The 16,013-nt window shown below is 56.8% G+C and carries 14 protein-coding genes and 2 pseudogenes; 10 read left to right on the top strand and 6 right to left on the bottom strand.

What is annotated here, in order from left to right:
- Window positions 1-70: 70 nt before the first annotated feature.
- Window positions 71-1,035: pseudogene (locus tag A8C75_RS09075) on the bottom strand (IS5 family transposase).
- Window positions 1,036-1,267: 232 nt separating this feature from the next.
- Here A8C75_RS09075 and A8C75_RS09070 point away from each other — a divergent pair.
- The 9 genes from A8C75_RS09070 to A8C75_RS24255 all read left to right on the top strand — a co-directional run bounded on the left by A8C75_RS09070 (window position 1,268) and on the right by A8C75_RS24255 (window position 8,658).
- On the top strand, window positions 1,268-1,633 hold the full coding sequence (locus tag A8C75_RS09070) for a hypothetical protein (protein ID WP_067381013.1): 366 nt from the start codon (window positions 1,268-1,270) through the stop codon (window positions 1,631-1,633).
- Window positions 1,626-2,444: a phage recombination protein Bet gene (bet, locus tag A8C75_RS09065; protein ID WP_067381010.1), complete on the top strand. Its 819-nt coding sequence runs from the start codon at window positions 1,626-1,628 to the stop codon at window positions 2,442-2,444. Before A8C75_RS09070 ends, bet begins: the two co-directional genes overlap by 8 nt.
- A gap of 70 nt (window positions 2,445-2,514) precedes the next feature.
- Window positions 2,515-3,570, top strand: coding sequence for a YqaJ viral recombinase family nuclease (locus A8C75_RS09060; protein WP_067381007.1), 1,056 nt, complete (start codon window positions 2,515-2,517; stop codon window positions 3,568-3,570).
- Between the two features lie 111 nt (window positions 3,571-3,681).
- The gene (locus A8C75_RS09055) at window positions 3,682-4,641 is read left to right on the top strand and encodes an AAA family ATPase (protein ID WP_067381004.1); all 960 of its coding nucleotides are present in this window, start codon (window positions 3,682-3,684) and stop codon (window positions 4,639-4,641) included.
- A 136-nt stretch (window positions 4,642-4,777) separates the two neighbouring features.
- Complete coding sequence (locus tag A8C75_RS09050) at window positions 4,778-5,773, top strand: DUF3150 domain-containing protein (protein ID WP_067381001.1); 996 nt, start codon at window positions 4,778-4,780, stop codon at window positions 5,771-5,773.
- Window positions 5,774-5,802: 29 nt separating this feature from the next.
- Complete coding sequence (locus A8C75_RS09045; protein ID WP_067380997.1) at window positions 5,803-6,048, top strand: hypothetical protein; 246 nt, start codon at window positions 5,803-5,805, stop codon at window positions 6,046-6,048.
- Between the two features lie 131 nt (window positions 6,049-6,179).
- Window positions 6,180-7,790 carry a VWA domain-containing protein gene (locus tag A8C75_RS09040; protein WP_067380994.1) on the top strand — a complete coding sequence of 537 codons (1,611 nt, stop codon included), beginning with the start codon at window positions 6,180-6,182 and terminating at the stop codon, window positions 7,788-7,790.
- 85 nt (window positions 7,791-7,875) lie between these two features.
- A complete protein-coding gene (radC, locus tag A8C75_RS09035; protein ID WP_067380990.1) occupies window positions 7,876-8,373 on the top strand; it encodes a RadC family protein in 498 nt (165 codons plus the stop codon).
- Between the two features lie 201 nt (window positions 8,374-8,574).
- Window positions 8,575-8,658, top strand: a complete 84-nt coding sequence (locus A8C75_RS24255) for a transposase (RefSeq protein ID WP_120785177.1) — start codon at window positions 8,575-8,577, stop codon at window positions 8,656-8,658.
- A gap of 69 nt (window positions 8,659-8,727) precedes the next feature.
- On the opposite strand, the gene A8C75_RS09030 is transcribed toward A8C75_RS24255, so the two are convergent.
- From A8C75_RS09030 to A8C75_RS09015, 4 genes are read right to left on the bottom strand one after another with little or no spacing between them, the layout of a single operon-like run.
- Window positions 8,728-9,612: a DUF7281 domain-containing protein gene (locus A8C75_RS09030; RefSeq protein ID WP_067380987.1), complete on the bottom strand. Its 885-nt coding sequence runs from the start codon at window positions 9,610-9,612 to the stop codon at window positions 8,728-8,730.
- On the bottom strand, window positions 9,609-12,386 hold the full coding sequence (locus A8C75_RS09025) for a hypothetical protein (protein ID WP_227819867.1): 2,778 nt from the start codon (window positions 12,384-12,386) through the stop codon (window positions 9,609-9,611). Before A8C75_RS09025 ends, A8C75_RS09030 begins: the two co-directional genes overlap by 4 nt.
- Complete coding sequence (locus A8C75_RS09020; protein ID WP_067380984.1) at window positions 12,383-13,018, bottom strand: condensin complex protein MksE; 636 nt, start codon at window positions 13,016-13,018, stop codon at window positions 12,383-12,385. The genes A8C75_RS09025 and A8C75_RS09020 overlap by 4 nt, the downstream gene beginning before the upstream one ends.
- 1 nt (window position 13,019) lies before the next feature.
- On the bottom strand, window positions 13,020-14,297 hold the full coding sequence (locus tag A8C75_RS09015; RefSeq protein WP_067380981.1) for a hypothetical protein: 1,278 nt from the start codon (window positions 14,295-14,297) through the stop codon (window positions 13,020-13,022).
- Window positions 14,298-14,936: 639 nt separating this feature from the next.
- Between A8C75_RS09015 and A8C75_RS09005 the strand changes: the two genes are divergently transcribed.
- Window positions 14,937-15,239 carry a hypothetical protein gene (locus tag A8C75_RS09005; RefSeq protein WP_067380975.1) on the top strand — a complete coding sequence of 101 codons (303 nt, stop codon included), beginning with the start codon at window positions 14,937-14,939 and terminating at the stop codon, window positions 15,237-15,239.
- A gap of 258 nt (window positions 15,240-15,497) precedes the next feature.
- Here A8C75_RS09005 and tnpA read toward each other — a convergent pair.
- Window positions 15,498-15,931: pseudogene (gene tnpA, locus A8C75_RS09000) on the bottom strand (IS200/IS605 family transposase).
- Window positions 15,932-16,013 lie beyond the last annotated feature (82 nt).

The raw sequence follows: 16,013 nt of genomic DNA, 5'->3' as shown, positions 1-16,013 counted from the left end.
GCCAGAATGACTTTTTTGTTCAGATTTTGATGCCTGCATTCGGATTTTCCGACATGCAGGCGTACCTGTCCTACGCCCGGATCATCTGACCCACTCGAACGATATTCGCCAGGGCAAATAGCATGGCCAGCTTGTTGTCGTTCTTCATCAAGCAACGGTAGCGGGCTTTGGTAAAACCGAACTGACATTTGATGATCCTGAACGGGTGCTCGACCTTGGCACGAATGCTGGCTTTCAAGTACTCGATTTTCAGTGCCACTTTGTTGAGCCGGGGACTCTGCTTGAGGGCCTTCACCTTGCTGGGTTGCTCGGCAATATTCCAGTCAACGTCGGAGTCCTTTAGTGCATCGCGCTTCTCCGCTCCTCGATAGCCCGAGTCAGCGAAGACAAAGGCTTCTTCCCCGTGGAGCAGGTGGTGAGCCTGGTTGAGATCATGCTCATTGGCTGCCGTCGTGGTGAAGCTATGGGTCAGACCGGTTCTGGCATCGACCCCGATATGAGCTTTCATACCAAAGTGCCAAGCATTCCCTTTTTTGGTCTGATGCATCTCGGGGTCGCGCTCGCCCGCTTTGTTCTTGGTTGAACCGGGCGCTTCGATGATGGTGGCATCCATCAACGTGCCTTCCTTTAGCTGCACGCCGGCCTCTGTGAGCCACTCATTGACCGCCTCAAAGATCTTACGCGCCAAGCCATGGCGTTCCAGCAAATGTCGGAAGTTCATAATCGTGGTGAGATCCGGAATGGGCCTGTCCAGCGAGAGCCCCCCGAACAGCCGCATCGAGGCGATCTCATACAGTGCATCTTCCATCGCCGGATCGCTCATGCTGTACCACTGCTGCATGCAGTGGATACGCAGCATCGTCATCAACGGATAGGGCTACGACCGTTACCTGCTTTGGGGTAATGCGGTTCGATGACAGCCTCCAAACGCTGCCAAGGCACCGGTTCCTCCATCCGGGCGAGAGATTTTTCCTTACGCGTACGGTGGCGCTTGTGATGGTACTCGCTGTCGGCGAAGCTCAGTTGCTGTTCCATGCCTCAGGGTCTGGTCGATTGAAGACGCGGGATTTTCTCATAGCTGGGGACTTGTTCGCATCTTCCCTAAGAGTACCTACCCTCGCTCCAAGACCACGGCAGCAAGCATCCCCTGATTCAAAACTATTTCAGATACATATTACCTACCTGACCACGCACAAGGTGGCGTGTGTTTGGGCCCTGAATTCTCGCGGCCCTGTTCAGACTTTCTTTTCGTATCTGGAGATTTCTCATGATTATTCGTTGTTCAGCCTGCGGTTCGACGCAGGTGTTTACCCGTAACTATGGCAAGAAGATTGGTGCTGTCACTGGCGGTGTGGCCGGTACGGTGACCGGCATCAGTGGCGCTCTGTCCGGCTCGCGGGTAGGTATGGCTGTCGGTATGGTTGGTGGTCCGGTGGGGATTGCCGTGGGCAGTATTGCTGGCGCCATTATTGGCGGCTTGATTGGCGGAGCATCGGGCAGTGTCGCGGGCGCCAAGGTCGGTGCAGTGGTCGATGAGCGCGTACTCGACAACTATGAGTGCCGCGACTGCGGCCATACCTTCTCACTGATGCTGTCCGACCCTCCCCTGGGCGGAGGGAATCGCCATGAATAATCCCAAACTCACCGCGCGCTTTGCCGAACGCTTCAATGTCGATCCCGCCAAGCTGTTCGAGACGCTCAAGGCCACTGCTTTCCGACAGCGAGATGGCAGTGCGCCGAGCAACGAACAGATGATGGCGTTACTGGTCGTGGCGGATCAGTACGGCCTCAACCCCTTCACCCGGGAGATCTATGCCTTTCCGGACAAGCACGCCGGGATCATACCGGTGGTTGGGGTCGATGGCTGGTCACGAATCATCAACCAGCACGACCAATTCGATGGCATGGAGTTTCGCAGTGCCGACTCCCGCGTGACGCCGGATGGTGCCAAAGAATGCCCTGAATGGATGGAGTGCATCATTTACCGGCGTGACCGCTCGCATCCTGTCAAGATCACGGAGCACTTGGATGAGGTCTACCGCCCACCGTTTGAGGGAGTTGGCAGCAACGGCCCTTACCGTAACAGCGGCCCCTGGCAGACCCACACCAAACGCATGCTCCGGCACAAGGCGATGATTCAGTGTTCGCGCCTTGCCTTCGGCTTTGTCGGCATCTTCGATCAGGATGAAGCCGAGCGGATTATTGAAGCCCAGGCCACGGTCGTATTTGAACCTCAGTTGGCCGATCCCGCTCAGGTTCCTGCGCGGACCCAGGGCCTGGTCAGCAAACTCATCGAACGGGCCGAGGCGGCCGGCGCCTGGAATAGCGCGCTGGAATACGCGCAGGAGCACTTCCAGGGAACGGATCTGGCGTTTGCTCAGCAGCAGATTCATATCGCTCGCCAGCTGATCCCCGTACCGCTTGAGGCGCGCCAGGCGTCCTGAGCCTTTCCCACTAACCCATCCGGGGAGACCGTCACCCCGGCCGGGTGCTGTCTCCCGTTCAGGAGGCTGCATGCGTATCGTGGATCTCTCCCAGCGAACACCCGCCTGGCACCAGTGGCGTAATGGCGGTATCACGGCGTCGGAAGCGCCAGTCATCATGGACCGTTCGCCCTATAAAACGCCCTGGCGCCTGTGGGCCGAAAAAACGGCACTGGTACTGCCGGATGATCTGTCCGCTAACCCTAACGTGCAACGCGGTATCCAACTGGAACCCAAAGCTCGCCTGGCCTTTGAGCAGGCGCACCAGGATCTGCTGCTGCCGCTGTGTGCAGAAGCGGACCACAACCCCCTGCTGCGTGCCAGCTTCGATGGCATCAACAATGCCGGTGAGCCGGTCGAACTCAAATGCCCAACCGCCAACGTATTCGAGGAAGTACGCTCAGCCGCAGAACAGAGCAGTGCCTATCAGCTGTACTGGGTTCAGGTGCAGCACCAGATTCTCGTCGCCAACGCGTCCCGCGGCTGGTTGGCGTTCTTTTACGCCGATGAGCTGATCGAGTTCGAGATTGCCCGGGATGATGCCTTCCTTGTAACGCTGGAGGAGAACGCCCGTCAGTTCTGGACGCTGATCCAGACCCGGCAGGAACCCGCCAAATGCCCGGAGCGAGATTATTTTGTCCCCGCGGGGGCGGATCAGTCGCGCTGGGCGGCCCTGTCCCACCATTATCTGGAGGTGAACCATCAAGCCAAAGCACTGGAGCAACAACTCAACACCCATAAGCAGGCCATGACCGAGGTACAGCAGCGTCTGGTGGCGATGATGGGCGCTTTCGCCCATGCCGAGTATGCCGGCATCAAGCTCTGCCGCTATTGGGTCAATGGTACTGTCGACTATCCCGCGCTCATTGCCGAGCAACTGGGCGGGATCGATGAAGCCACACTATCGCCATACCGCAAGCCCGCGGCGGAGCGTATTCGCCTCACCGTCACTCAGCCCGAGACGACAGACACGACCATTCCTGCAACGGTCCCAACTGAGGAGCACACGGCTCAGGGGCGCAATACGCCCGACAATCAGCTTCAGTCCACGTTGTCCCCACAGCAACCCCGCTCATTTTATTTCTGAATAGCCGGCGTATGTCGCCGACCTTCGCGCCATCCACAACCATCACTCCATCACTAAAAGCCCCCTGACCTCTCGGTCTCGGGGGCTTTTGCATTTATGCCGAGGTTAATCATGACGGATACCACGCACTACCTGGTTCAGGTAAACACCACCTTCAACGTGCCCGCGCCCGACAGCTTTGTGCTCGAAGGATACGGCCCTGACAGTGATCACCCCAACATCCCGCGCCGCAGAGATGAGTATGTGTTTCGCAAGGAGGATCTGCGTGACGTATTGGCCTTTTTGTCCAACCCGGACGGTGACGGTCTGTACATTAGCGGCCCCACCGGATGCGGCAAGACATCACTGATCTGCCAGATCGCCGCGCGCCTGCACTGGCCCGTCCAGCAGGTCACGGCTCATGGTCGACTGGAGCTGGCCGACCTCACCGGTCACCACACCCTGGTCAACGGCAACATGGCCTTTGTTTATGGCCCCCTGGCCCTGGCAGTCAAGCATGGCCACCTGCTGGTGATCAACGAGTTGGACTTGGCGGAGCCGGCGGAACTGGCCGGGCTCAATGACATCCTTGAGGGTGCGCCACTGGTGATCGCGCAGAACGGCGGGGAGATCATTCTGCCCCATCCCAAGTTCCGCTTCATCGCCACCGGCAACAGTGCCGGCAGCGGTGACCAGACGGGGCTGTATCAGGGCGTTCTGCAACAGAACCTGGCGTTTCTTGATCGCTTTCGCCTCCTTGAGGCCCGCTATGCCGACAGGGCTATAGAAGAAGCCATACTCGAACGTGTCGTGCCCGCCTTACCGGAGCTCTTCCGACAGAAGATGGTGAAGGTGGCCAACGATATTCGACGCCTGTTTATCGGGGGTGCCGACAACGGCGCCGAGCTCAGTATCACTCTGTCAACGCGCACCCTGCTGCGCTGGGCCAAGCTCACGCTGGCCTTCAAGGGCGCGCCCAATGCCGTGGAATACGCCCTGATCCGTGCGCTGACCGCCCGGGCAGAACCGGAGCAGCGCGACGCCATTCACCGTATCGCGGCCGATGTCTTTGGGGATCACTGGGAGGCATGACACAGGCTCCCTGGATATCGCCAACAACACCACCCTCAACACCGCCAACCGCCATTACCACCGACCGCATAACGACCCCGGCGACGCGTCATCCATCAGGCTGGCGCGCCCCCCCATCTATCAAGGAACCACCCTCATGAGCATTAAGACCCTGGAAAAACTGGTGATCTGCCACATCGACTGCTCCATCTGGAGTGGCCGTAAAAAGCTGCGTCCCGAGGACCTGCGTCTCGTCGATGGCAGTGAACTGCCCCCCACCGATGTCGCGAGCCTGGGCAGCAAGAAGATCTGTGATCCCGAAGCCCTCTCGCAGTTTGAGCGCCTGAAGAAGGAAGCGCAGCGCCTGTGCGAGCAGATCGGTGTGCGCTTCCTTGGCGGTTATGCGGTACCTGAGGCCCGTATCGAGCAGATACTGCCGGAGCTGGACCGGATTGGTCGGGAGTTTGCGGCCTGCAAAAGCGCTTTCCTCGATAACTATGATCAGGTCACCCATGACTGGATCGCCAAACACCCCAACTTTGCGGAGGCGATTCGTCGCGCCATTGCCCCGGTCGCTGATGTCGCCCAGCGGCTGCAGTTCGATTACACGGTCTACCGGATACAGCCCTCCCGCCAGGCTGCCCCGCTGGATGACAAGGTCAACGGCATGGGGCATACCCTCCTGTGCGAAGTGGCCCGGGATGCCAATGAACTGTTTGAACGTTCCGTCGCCGGCAAGAACCAGATCAGTCAGCGCTCCCTCAATCCCCTGCGGCGCCTGCATGACAAGCTCAACGGATTGTCCTTTCTGGATCACCGCGTACAACCGATGGTCGATGCAATGGACCGGCTCTTTCCGCAACTTCCCAACACCGGGCCGATAACGGGTCACCAGTACCATGAACTGCTGGCCCTTATTCTGATCCTGTCCGATCCGGACAAAATGAAGCGTCATGGCGAAGGGCAACTGACGCTGCAGCATGTGTTGGCCAGCACCCTTCCCCAAGTCGACATACCCACCGATGAGGATACCCATTCCGCACCGCGGTCCTCGCCGCACTCAAAGCCGCACACCGGTCCAGGTTCCAGACCAGCGACGCTGCCGTCACGCACACCGGCGCCTCCTGCCCAGCCAGGGTCCTTCTATTTCTAGCCCAGAGTACCAAACACGGAGATATCACCATGCCCTCAAACCTCCATCTGCACTCAGCTACAGAACTGCAACGACTGGAGCCTGAACTCTCAGCATTGATAGAGCCGGTCGACAGCGAGCAGTTGTTCGACGTTCAGCGTTGCCGCCACATCGCACAACAGAGCTATGCCACCCACAGCGTCGTCATTCCGAAAAACCCGCTGGTTGTTTCATCCGCCGATGCCGCAGGTCTCTGGGTAACGGCAATGGTGTTCCTGCCAGCAGACCCTGCCTGAGCGCACCAAACGAAGGGTGGGAACAACAGCATAAAAAGACCCGTTCAGGTGATCTGTCACCCGGCCAATCCACTAACCCAACTGGGGTGTCGCTCCCCGCGGGGCGTCGCGCCCCTGCAAAGGAGCTAAAGATGAACCATCCACTGAAGAATGCACTGCCGATCGTGGCTGCGGCCTATGGTGAAAAGTTTGGCGTCAAAGTCCTCATCCAGGGTCAGGACGCCTATACCGACGGTGAGAACATCGTCATACCGGCCGCCAATCCGGATGACCCACGCTTCCAGCAGGTCGCCTGGGGCTATCTGGCCCATGAGGCGGCGCATATCCGCCATACCGACTTTGACGTGGTGGCTGCAGCGGCCTCCCGCCCGCTGCGCAAGGCACTGTTGAACATCATCGAAGACATCCGTATAGAAGCTGCACTCGCCCAGGATTACCCCGGAACCCGTCGCACCATTCACGAGGTGCTGAGATACATGGTGGATCACCAGCAGCTCAGGGTGCCCACGGACAACCACCCCGCTACGTTGTTACAGAGTTGGTTGCTGTTCCGGCTGCGGAGCCGGTTACTGGGTCAGTCGATACTGGAACCGCTGTATCTGGTAGTAGACGCCCAATTCAGTACCCAGCTTCCGGCGGATGTGCTGTCACGCCTGACGGTTATCGCGGATGCCATCCAAGGTCTGGCGTCCACGGCAGACGCCCTGCAGAGTGCTGATGCCATTATTCAACTATTTGAGGAGTTTAAAGAGGATGCTGAACAGGTACCGCGACCGGCGGGCCAACACGACGCCCGTGCAATCGGAAACGAGCCAGGCAGTTCATCCGCAGACCAAGACCCGTCGTCCTCAGACCTAAACGAACCCGTGTTGCAGCAGATTCTGTCAGCGGGCGAAGGTGCATTCAACGCAGACCTGTTCACCCAGGTCGCGACCCTGTTACAGGCGGAAGCACAGCAGCATCAGGGGGCTACGGCATTTAACATGCCCCGCCCTGAGCTGGCACAACCCGGCGATCCAGCCATTCTGCAACGCGCAGCAGGAGAGTCTGCCCGAGTCCGTGCCCGCTTGAAGGGCCTGGTGCAGTCCAGTCAGGACAACCGGCCCCATGCCAAACAGCAGGGACGACAGGTCGCCCACAACCGGCTCGCCCGTTCCCAGACCGGCGAATCTCGCCTGTTCCTGACACGCAGCAACCGGGTGGCACCGAATGCGGCGGTGCACCTGCTGGTCGATGTCTCAGGCTCCATGGCCAAAACCTCCACTGACAGCGGCCGCAAATACTATCAAATCGCCAATGAAGCCGCCCTGGCCTTAGCGCTGGCACTGGAAGGCATACCCGGCGTATCGACCGCGGTGAGCTTCTTTCCAGGCTGCGTTGAAGATGTCGCGATGGCGTTACGCCCTCGTCAATCCGTACGTCGGGAGGCAGCGCGCTTTGCCCAGTCACCCCGAGGTTGCACCCCACTGGCCTCCGCCATGTGGTTTGCCGCCCATGACCTGCTCAGACAAAAGGAGAAACGCAAGCTGATGATCGTGTTAACCGACGGTGAGCCGGACGACTGGAACGCCGCCCACGATATCGTCAACCGTTGCCAGCGCAGTGGCTTTGAACTGCTGGGCATCGGCATACAAACCCGCTCCGTCGAGCGGTTCTTCCCCTCCAGCCTGGTGATCAACGACCTGAAAGACCTGAAGCGCGAACTGTTCAACGTCACGAAAAACCTGCTGTTAACGCCATAACCCGACACCATCCACTTTCCCATGGGAGACAGACCGCTCCCATAGGGAACGGTCTGCATCCCGGGGACCTCCGGAGTAGCCTTCAATGAAATACCACAAATTCAAAGCCGGCGAGAAAGCCGGTACCTATGTTGCTGAAACACCTGTCACTGAAGAGGACATTCTGACCATGGCGCAACAGCTATCCCGCCAGCGCCTGGCCAAGGGGCGCCGCATCGAGCAACCCGCCGATGCATTTACCTACCTACAAACTTTGATGCATGCCTACGAGCATGAAGTCTTTGGCGCTCTGCTGCTGGATAACCGTCATCGGATCATTACGTTTGCGGAGATCTTTCGAGGCACGCTGGATGCTGCCAGCGTCTATCCGCGGGAAGTCGTCAAGATCGCGTTATCTCATAACGCTGCCGCCCTGGTCCTGGTCCATAACCACCCATCGGGTGACCCAGAACCCAGCGAGGCCGATAAACGTATCACCATCCAACTTCGGGATGCATTAAGCATGGTGGGCGTACGCACTCTGGATCATGTTGTCGTCAGTACCGAGGGGCATGTGTCTCTGGCGGAGCGGGCGCTTCTGTGAAATTCGACTAACTCAATACCGCATGATCTTTATAACAATACAAGGGGAATCCAACCGATTTCCCCAGCTCTCTTCCCCTTCGCGTCAATTCACAATCTCGATATTAATTTTTTTTGGATAAATATCAAAAATACGTAAACGTGACGTGGGCTAATGCTGCCGGACACCTCAGTTAAACGATAATCTCTGAAACCGAGGTAGATGATGACGACGAGAAAGAAATACACCAAAGAGTTTAAACAGGACGCGGTCCGACTGGTCACGGAGCAAGGCTATTCTCGTTAGAGGGTCTCGCTCACGTTTTCGAGTATCTACAGGTCTATCAGGGCGAGGATTGAAACATATAGTTTCACTTCAAGCTTCCAGCCACACTGCTTCTTGCTCCAATGCCAAGCCTTGCGACTGCATGGCAATAACCAGTTGATTTAATACCTTATCGGATTCCATGATAGGTTGCAGCCCCGGCAAGGCAGCATGAAAGTCTCTGGCTGTAGCCTGCCAGAGCGTGTTGCTGCCGAAGCGTTGTAGCTTATGCTCCCACTGAGGCATCAACCAGAAACTAACCTGATCGCCCAGCCGCAGTTTCAACCGCAGATAGTTATGTAAGCCAACGCCGTCGTAGTCGGGAAACATGTGGATGGTGCTGGCACGTGGACGCTGCGCCAGCCACTCAATAAACGAGGTCCGCAGTTGGCCGCTGTACCAGACCACCGTTGCGGCCTGATCACCCGGCAGCCAGTCCAACTGGTCGAACAGCGCCTGATTTTCTACCAGCCAAAGTGGTCCTTCGGTATACCAGCCTTGCCCTGTCTCGCCCCCAATAGCAAAAACGGCAGCGCCCTGCTGCCGGGTCACGGACTCCAGATCGAGGCACTGCCCACCATTTTGGTACCAAACAACCGGCCCACGTGCTTTGAGCAGCAGATAATAAAGTTCATGGGCATGTTGGCCGATCTTGCTGGAACGTGCACGGCCGATATTGGCGGCACGTTGCGGCAAGGCATCATCCATCCTCGTATTGGCAAGGGGGGCCTGTTCGTGCAGATGCTGCTCGATGACGGCTCTGTTCACAATTCGATAGACAGATCCCCGCCCGCTGCTTTGCTGCACTATCGAACCGGTGCGGACCCGAAAGTCATCCAGCGCACGGCGCTGGGACGAGGTCAGCTGAGACGCGGATATCTGTTCATTTTCCGATTGTAAAAGGCGCGTAAGCGCGGGTTGCAGCGCCCTGGTCATAGAGCCACCTCGGTCGGTTTTTCGTCCAGTGGCTCCAGGATCTGCCAGCTGTCCCGGCTGATATGGTTGGCCCCCTTGTGATGATGAATCGGGACACAGTAACGCACCGTGGTCAGCGGTGCCGGTGAGGCAAAGATCAATGAGAAGCCAAACTCCTGGGCAGTGGCGATCAGACTGGCCTGGTTGCGACTGTCCAGAGCCAGTGCTTCATCCAGATAGCAAACGGCGTGAAGGTTGTGGCGCTTGTCCTGCATCAAGTGCAGCATGGCCAGGCCCGTCACCAGTTTGGCCATCAACACTGTGCCATTGGAGGCGGCACCATCGATCTCCTGAAAAGACTCTGGCGTTTGATCCACCTTACCCACTACGAACACCAACCGGAACAGGTCTGCCACTTTCAGCCCCTGCCGGGCGTTACCTTCGTCGATCAGAACCTGCTTGGCGCGGTCTAGCTTGTCGTCATCCAGCACGCTCGCCTGGTTGAAAAGTTCGAAGCTGTCACCGGTCTCAACCTGCTCCGCCTTGTCGATCAGAGCATCAATCGCTTCAACCAAATGGATTTCATCCTCGGCCTCAATCTTGAAAGTTTTCAGATCCGACAGCTGCCGGTGTCCGATCAGGCGGTTGAACTCACGCATCTTGTTCTGAAACGCCCAGAGTCCATCACGCAGCTCTCTCAGGCTGGCGGTCACATTCACAACGGCACTGCGGGCCTTTTTCTCCAGTGCCTCCCGCTCCTGCGGTAGCTGATGGCTGAATTCGATGATGCGCTTCAGCTCCAGGTCGCGGATATCAGTGTACTGATACTTGGTCAGCCCTCCAGTATGCAGCTCATTCAGTCCGAGATTCAGTTCGGCATTAAGCTGTTGAAGTTGTTTGCAGTCATGCTGATAGGTCTGCAAGCGCTCGGCCAACTGCTCCAGCGGCCACTCGGTTTCACCCAACCAGGGGTGATGCGGCATGTCTGCTACATAGCTGTATTCCTCTGCGGTATCGGCCCTGTGGTTGCGCAACTGTTCAATCACTCGGTGATCGTGCTCCAGCCTGTTCTGCTGCCGAATCACCTCATCCAGTTGCATTCGCAACTGCTCAGACTGCTGTTGCGAATTCGCCAACTCGTGTTCAACCGTCCGTAGCTCGGCGCTAACTTTCTGCAGTTGTGCCTGCCGCTCCGGAGCCTTCTGAAGCAGGGTCTGTAACTGATCGAAATCGGCCAGATCCTGTTCGCACTGCCGCTTATCTTTCTCCAGCGTCCTTTTACGCTGCTGTGTCATTTCCAGCGATTGCGCGGCTTCAAGCTGCTGTTGTAGAGCGGAGACTTGACGCTCGCCATCGCCGATCTGCTCATCCAGCTCCGCCGCCGTCAGCTGTTGATGTTGAGGGCTCAGGTTCTCCAGCGTCAGTTCCAGCCCTGCCAGCGCAAGCCTGTCGCCCGAGGTTGTTGCCAGAGCAGCACGCAAAGGCTCCGGGTCAAGCGAAAACGCGTCCACTGCGAGCACCATCGCCTGTCCGCTCAATACACGGTTAAGCCGTTCCAGTTCTTCGACGGACAGAACTTCAGCCAAACGCCGATACAGGTTGTCGTCCAGATGACGCCTTTGTCGTTTCAGGGTATCCAGGTCTTCGCGCTGCCGGCGCAGTGCTTGCTGGATAACAGCCGGCGAGCGACCATCGGCCTGTAACAGTATAGAAGTCACCTGATCCAACTCGGCTTGTGTCGCCTCCAGCTGTTGTTCCAGCACCCGGCGTTCGCTGACCAGGGCAAACCGTTTCTGCAGTTTTTCCTGTTGCGCTTCTTCCAGCTGTATCCGTTGATCCTGCTGCTTCAGCTCTACTTCGGTTTCCACCAATTTGCGAATTTGCTCTGTATGTTCACTCTGGTGTGCATGCATCTGCTGGACCTGGGCATTCAGCTCCCCCTGCCGTTGCTGATAGTGTGCCTGCCAGCGAGACAAGCCATCATCGATCCGCCCTCGCCAGTCAATCAGCTTGCCTCGCAGGGCCAAACGCATCTCATAGAACTGTTCCAGCTTGCGGATGCGATCCTGCTGCCTGTCTGCGGCTTCATACTGGGCGCGATCGGCATTTACGTCATGAAACGCCTTGTCCCACTCCTGCTTGAAATCGATACTGGCATCCGGCAGGTCACGTCGGAATATCTGCAACAGATATGCTTTCACATCGGTAGAGGTCAGCTTGTCCAGCCGCAGCGTCCGTGTCAGAACTTGCTGGAACACCCTCGCATCACTGGCGTGCTCCAGCTTGAAAACCGTGAAATCCGGTTCGGCACTGCGCCTCCCACGATTGCCACCGTAGATCAACCGAGAAAAATCACTCGAATCGTAGCGATAGACTGTCCGTCCTTTTCCAGCCAGGTGGCCGATCAACTGCGGTTGCTGTACCAGGGTTTCTTGGAGCTGACGAAAATCGTCCACATTCAGCTCCCCTTTGTAGGCAAAATACTCGTACTCGTGACTGACCCCCTTGCCGACACAGCCGAATACCACTGTGCCGGTCTGGGGCAATACCACTTCCAGCAAAATGTAAGCACTGTTGTTGGGAAAGTAGAACCTACGGGTTTTACCCCACTCGTGGGAGCCGAAATCCATCCGCCGCTGGTCGATTATCAGCAGAAACTGCAGCGCGTTGATCAGGCTGGTCTTACCTGTGTTGTTCGGCGCGATCAGGGATACTGCATCGTCCAGTGGCAGTTCCGCCCGTTGGTAGCCGGCGCTGCCCAGCAGCACCAGACGCTGAAAGCCGTAGCGCATCATACCAATACCTTATTTTCATCGTTATCCACTGTCCTGGCGGAGTCGTGAATTTCTGTATTATGGCTATCGGATTCATCAAGGTCAGTATCAAGCGCAGTTGCTTGTTCACGCGCCTGTTCGGCCAGTGCCTCGAAATGGTCTAGATAACGGCAAACTGCCGGCAGCAGTTCCCAGTGACCGGACATCCGTCTTGCAAAGCCGAAGGTTTCTGCCTTGTCCAACAAGCCCAGCAAGGTGTCCGCATCCAGCCCCTCGGCGACCAGCAGGTCCTGATGCTGGTCGAAGACAACCTCCATCAGCGAGCGCTCGACCCGCCACTCGCTGCATCGGTTCAGTGCCTTGCCCGCATCGGCCTGGGTGTCAAAAATCACCATGAACAGCAGCGCCAGTTGGCGTGACTGATTACTCACCGTTGGGCTCAAGTCATCGCTGTGGAACCAGGCAAAACCGCGGCCATCGACACAAAGTTCGTACCCCAATGCCTGGAACAACGCCGTGTAAACTTCTTGTTCCTGTTCCAGCTCGGCCCAGAGAGCCGCATCGGACAGACGGTTCAGATGCTTGCCACCGTTGAATAGCTTGAACAGCTCAGCCAAATGTCGCAGCCGCTGCAGTTCGATATTACCGCTCATCCTAAGCTCCTCCTTTCGTTGCAGACAGGGGCAACAACCGGTGCGGATGGTAACTCACCCTAACAATTTGAAGGTCAGTACGCGTTTCCTGCAACAGCAGTTGTGCCTGCCAGTCCGGCTCGCGGACCAAATCATGATACAGGCGTAAGAGCACGGCATCAGGCAATTTCGGGTTGTGTTGTTGCAGCCAAAGCAGCAGATTCTCCACTGGCAAGGCCTGCGCTAAAATCTGCCGCAAGCCCCGCTCATCGACCCAGACATTCAGATCAGCAGGATCACCCAGTACTGCTTCGGGGAAGGCCTGCATCTGCGGCTCGAAATATTGCGCCTCGGCCATTAGCGTGCGGGTCTCATCACCAAGATGTATGCGGGTACGGCGTTCACGTTGCCACCCCGGCAGAGCACCCACTCTGGACTTGTTGCGCAACACCGTTTTCAGACCACGTTTGCGGACAAGCCCCAGAAGTTCACTAATAGCTGTGGACAACGCATTGTGCTGACGAGCCTCCTCCCGCAAGGGCAGCAGAGTATCGGCACACTGCTGAGCTACCACGCGTCCCAGCCTACGTAGTTCCTTGGCCTGCTGGGCCACCTGGCGAAGCTGCAAACGCTGAGTGTACAGAGCACCGCGAATCGAGAGATATTCTTCAGCCCGGTCCAGGGTCTGCACCGCCAGTTCAAGATGCGGATAAAATGTACCGCCCAGCCCGCTATCCATCATCTCGTTCATGGGTTCGACGTACTGGTCGTAGGCGTCCAGCACCGACCGATAACGTCGTGCAATCGGCATGGAAGCATCACTGGACTTGGCCTTCTCGGCCAGTTCCAGGATTGCGTGGCGGTCTTGGTCCAGCTGTTGAGCGATCTGGCGGAACAACTCCGACAAACGCGCAGCGCCCGTGCGCATGCTGTCCGTACCCTGTTGCTCAATGCCATCGGCCAGTTGGCGAGTCGCGTCACGGACAGCTTCGACACGAGCCTTGAGTACGGCCGATAGGCCCAGCTCGTGTTCCCGAGTCAAACCACGTACAAAGTCCAGCACCAGCGGATTGATCTGAAGATCTTCCGAGCGACTCAAGGGTTGGAGCAGGTCGGCTGAACAGAGTGATCGCAGCACCTCCGCGGGGGCCTGCTGATTTGCTTGAGAGGAAAAGCGCTCAATGGCTGCAAGCACCCGAAACTGCTCGAAGGCCGGTAGCTCACGCGACAGCCGACACAGGTACTCGATCACCTCCCAGTGTCGATAGAGATGAAGAACCAGATTTTTGGGTACAGCCATAGTGGCAAATTCCGTTTAGAACAGTGAGATCCACAGAGAGCTATAGTCTGCCACAGGTCGGTGACTGGCTGTGTGGCCCTACCTCCCCATACAAGCACAAATCTTATTCAGTACTCATCCGGTTCTTTAATCATGTACTCTAACCTATCTGCTTCGGCGGCCAAGACATAGGCTGCAAATCGAAACTCATCAAAGCCCATACTGGCTGCAGGATGGCACGCTCTTCCTACGAGGAAACCATCTGGGCGCACCAGGAACTCGACAAGATCGATATTCCGGTTCCTTAACCAAGTCAGCCTGAGCAGCTTTCTTTTTAATGTCATTATTTTTTAAAGACTGGGCTCTGTGCACAAAAACTTCTGCACGAGGCACCAAGCGGTAGCACAGTTTTTATGAATTACAATGTTGCTGAACGCCGTATAAATTCAGGGATCGACCATCTAACCAAACACAACCGAAACGGCACGATTATCGCTGTGCAGCGGTATATTGAAAACTGAGATTGAGAGGGCCTTGCAACGTCTCCATACGTCGATATTATTCATACTGTCCTTGTGCGACAACAACTCGTTGAGGTTACTATAAGACGTAAGTTTAGCTATAATTACTTGAATTTATAGCCAAATTTATACTTAATCCATGAAATTGCTCAACACATACGACGACGAAGACGAAGCCGAAGCGGCCACCAGCAAGTTGGTCGGTGAAAAGCGCCTCGCCAGTGAGCGTGACGCAACTGTTGTTATTTACAACCTGTTCGGCATCCCCAGTTGGGGTAACTTCCATCGGCTGGGCATGTACAACCTGGGCGAATTGAAAGACCTGCTGGGCCGCCGCACAAGCTGGCAACCAGCCGATCTGGCCCGGCATGCAGAGATCCTATCTACCCTCCAGATTGTAGCGAAGAACTATAGCATCGAGGTGCCGAGTCACTGGCTGTAAAGGCCCAACGACTCATCAGCCCCAATCGGCGATAGCCACTGCTGACGCCCCCGTTTTTTTCTAGCAGAGTTAATCTGATAGCCCTTCGAGCGTGTTCTCTGATAAGCCTCCGGCAATGCCGGAGGTCATCTAGCTTTTATCAAGGTGAATTGATTAAGAAATTACTATTGCGCCAGCCCCCTTAGTTAAATGACCTCCGGCAAAGCCGGAGGCTTATCAGGGGACGCCCTCAAAGGGCTATCAGTTGCGCCCAAGGCGCTACATCATCCCCAACCTCAGTTGATCCCGATGTTCATCCGCTTTCTCCTGATTACGGATGTACTCACGAACCATCTCTTCATCCAGGCCACCGTCGAGACGAAGTAGCCTCTTGCCCAAAAATTTTCGCCATTGAAATTTCTCTGACGACCTCTGAATTGTCTTGCGATAGCGATCGCACTTTTGCCCTTGAGGTAGCCAACCACGTTGGATACCGAGTACTTGGGCGGAATGCTGATACACATGTGGATGTGATCCGGCATCAGGTGTCCCTCAACGATCTTCACGCCCTTGCGTCCTGCAAGCTCATGGAAAATTTCTCCCATGTACCGGCGCAACTTCCCATAGATCACCTTTCGCCTCTTCTTCGGGATGAACACCACGTGGTACTTACAATCCCAGCGCGTATGCGCCAAACTTTCATAGTCTCGCATAGGGTTTCCTTCTGCTTTCTTGGTCGAAAGACGAAGGTACATTGACCGTAGCCTCGGTCAAACCTATGCGAGTCACCCCGGC

This window comes from Marinobacterium aestuarii (assembly GCF_001651805.1).
GTDB classification, from domain to species: Bacteria; Pseudomonadota; Gammaproteobacteria; order Pseudomonadales; family Balneatricaceae; genus Marinobacterium_A; species Marinobacterium_A aestuarii.
The sequence above is the reverse complement of the archived record's forward strand: the minus strand, read 5'-3'. Positions and strand labels throughout refer to the sequence as shown.

Bases quoted from the DNA above. Each gene is read 5' to 3' on its own strand.
- A8C75_RS09070 (WP_067381013.1), top strand. From the start codon at position 1,268: ATGATTATTCGTTGTTCAGCCTGCGGTTCGACGCAGGTGTTTACCCGT.
- bet (WP_067381010.1), top strand. From the start codon at position 1,626: ATGAATAATCCCAAACTCACCGCGCGCTTTGCCGAACGCTTCAATGTC.
- A8C75_RS09060 (WP_067381007.1), top strand. From the start codon at position 2,515: ATGCGTATCGTGGATCTCTCCCAGCGAACACCCGCCTGGCACCAGTGG.
- A8C75_RS09055 (WP_067381004.1), top strand. From the start codon at position 3,682: ATGACGGATACCACGCACTACCTGGTTCAGGTAAACACCACCTTCAAC.
- A8C75_RS09050 (WP_067381001.1), top strand. From the start codon at position 4,778: ATGAGCATTAAGACCCTGGAAAAACTGGTGATCTGCCACATCGACTGC.
- A8C75_RS09045 (WP_067380997.1), top strand. From the start codon at position 5,803: ATGCCCTCAAACCTCCATCTGCACTCAGCTACAGAACTGCAACGACTG.
- A8C75_RS09040 (WP_067380994.1), top strand. From the start codon at position 6,180: ATGAACCATCCACTGAAGAATGCACTGCCGATCGTGGCTGCGGCCTAT.
- radC (WP_067380990.1), top strand. From the start codon at position 7,876: ATGAAATACCACAAATTCAAAGCCGGCGAGAAAGCCGGTACCTATGTT.
- A8C75_RS24255 (WP_120785177.1), top strand. From the start codon at position 8,575: ATGATGACGACGAGAAAGAAATACACCAAAGAGTTTAAACAGGACGCG.
- A8C75_RS09030 (WP_067380987.1), bottom strand. From the start codon at position 9,612: ATGACCAGGGCGCTGCAACCCGCGCTTACGCGCCTTTTACAATCGGAA.
- A8C75_RS09025 (WP_227819867.1), bottom strand. From the start codon at position 12,386: ATGATGCGCTACGGCTTTCAGCGTCTGGTGCTGCTGGGCAGCGCCGGC.
- A8C75_RS09020 (WP_067380984.1), bottom strand. From the start codon at position 13,018: ATGAGCGGTAATATCGAACTGCAGCGGCTGCGACATTTGGCTGAGCTG.
- A8C75_RS09015 (WP_067380981.1), bottom strand. From the start codon at position 14,297: ATGGCTGTACCCAAAAATCTGGTTCTTCATCTCTATCGACACTGGGAG.
- A8C75_RS09005 (WP_067380975.1), top strand. From the start codon at position 14,937: ATGAAATTGCTCAACACATACGACGACGAAGACGAAGCCGAAGCGGCC.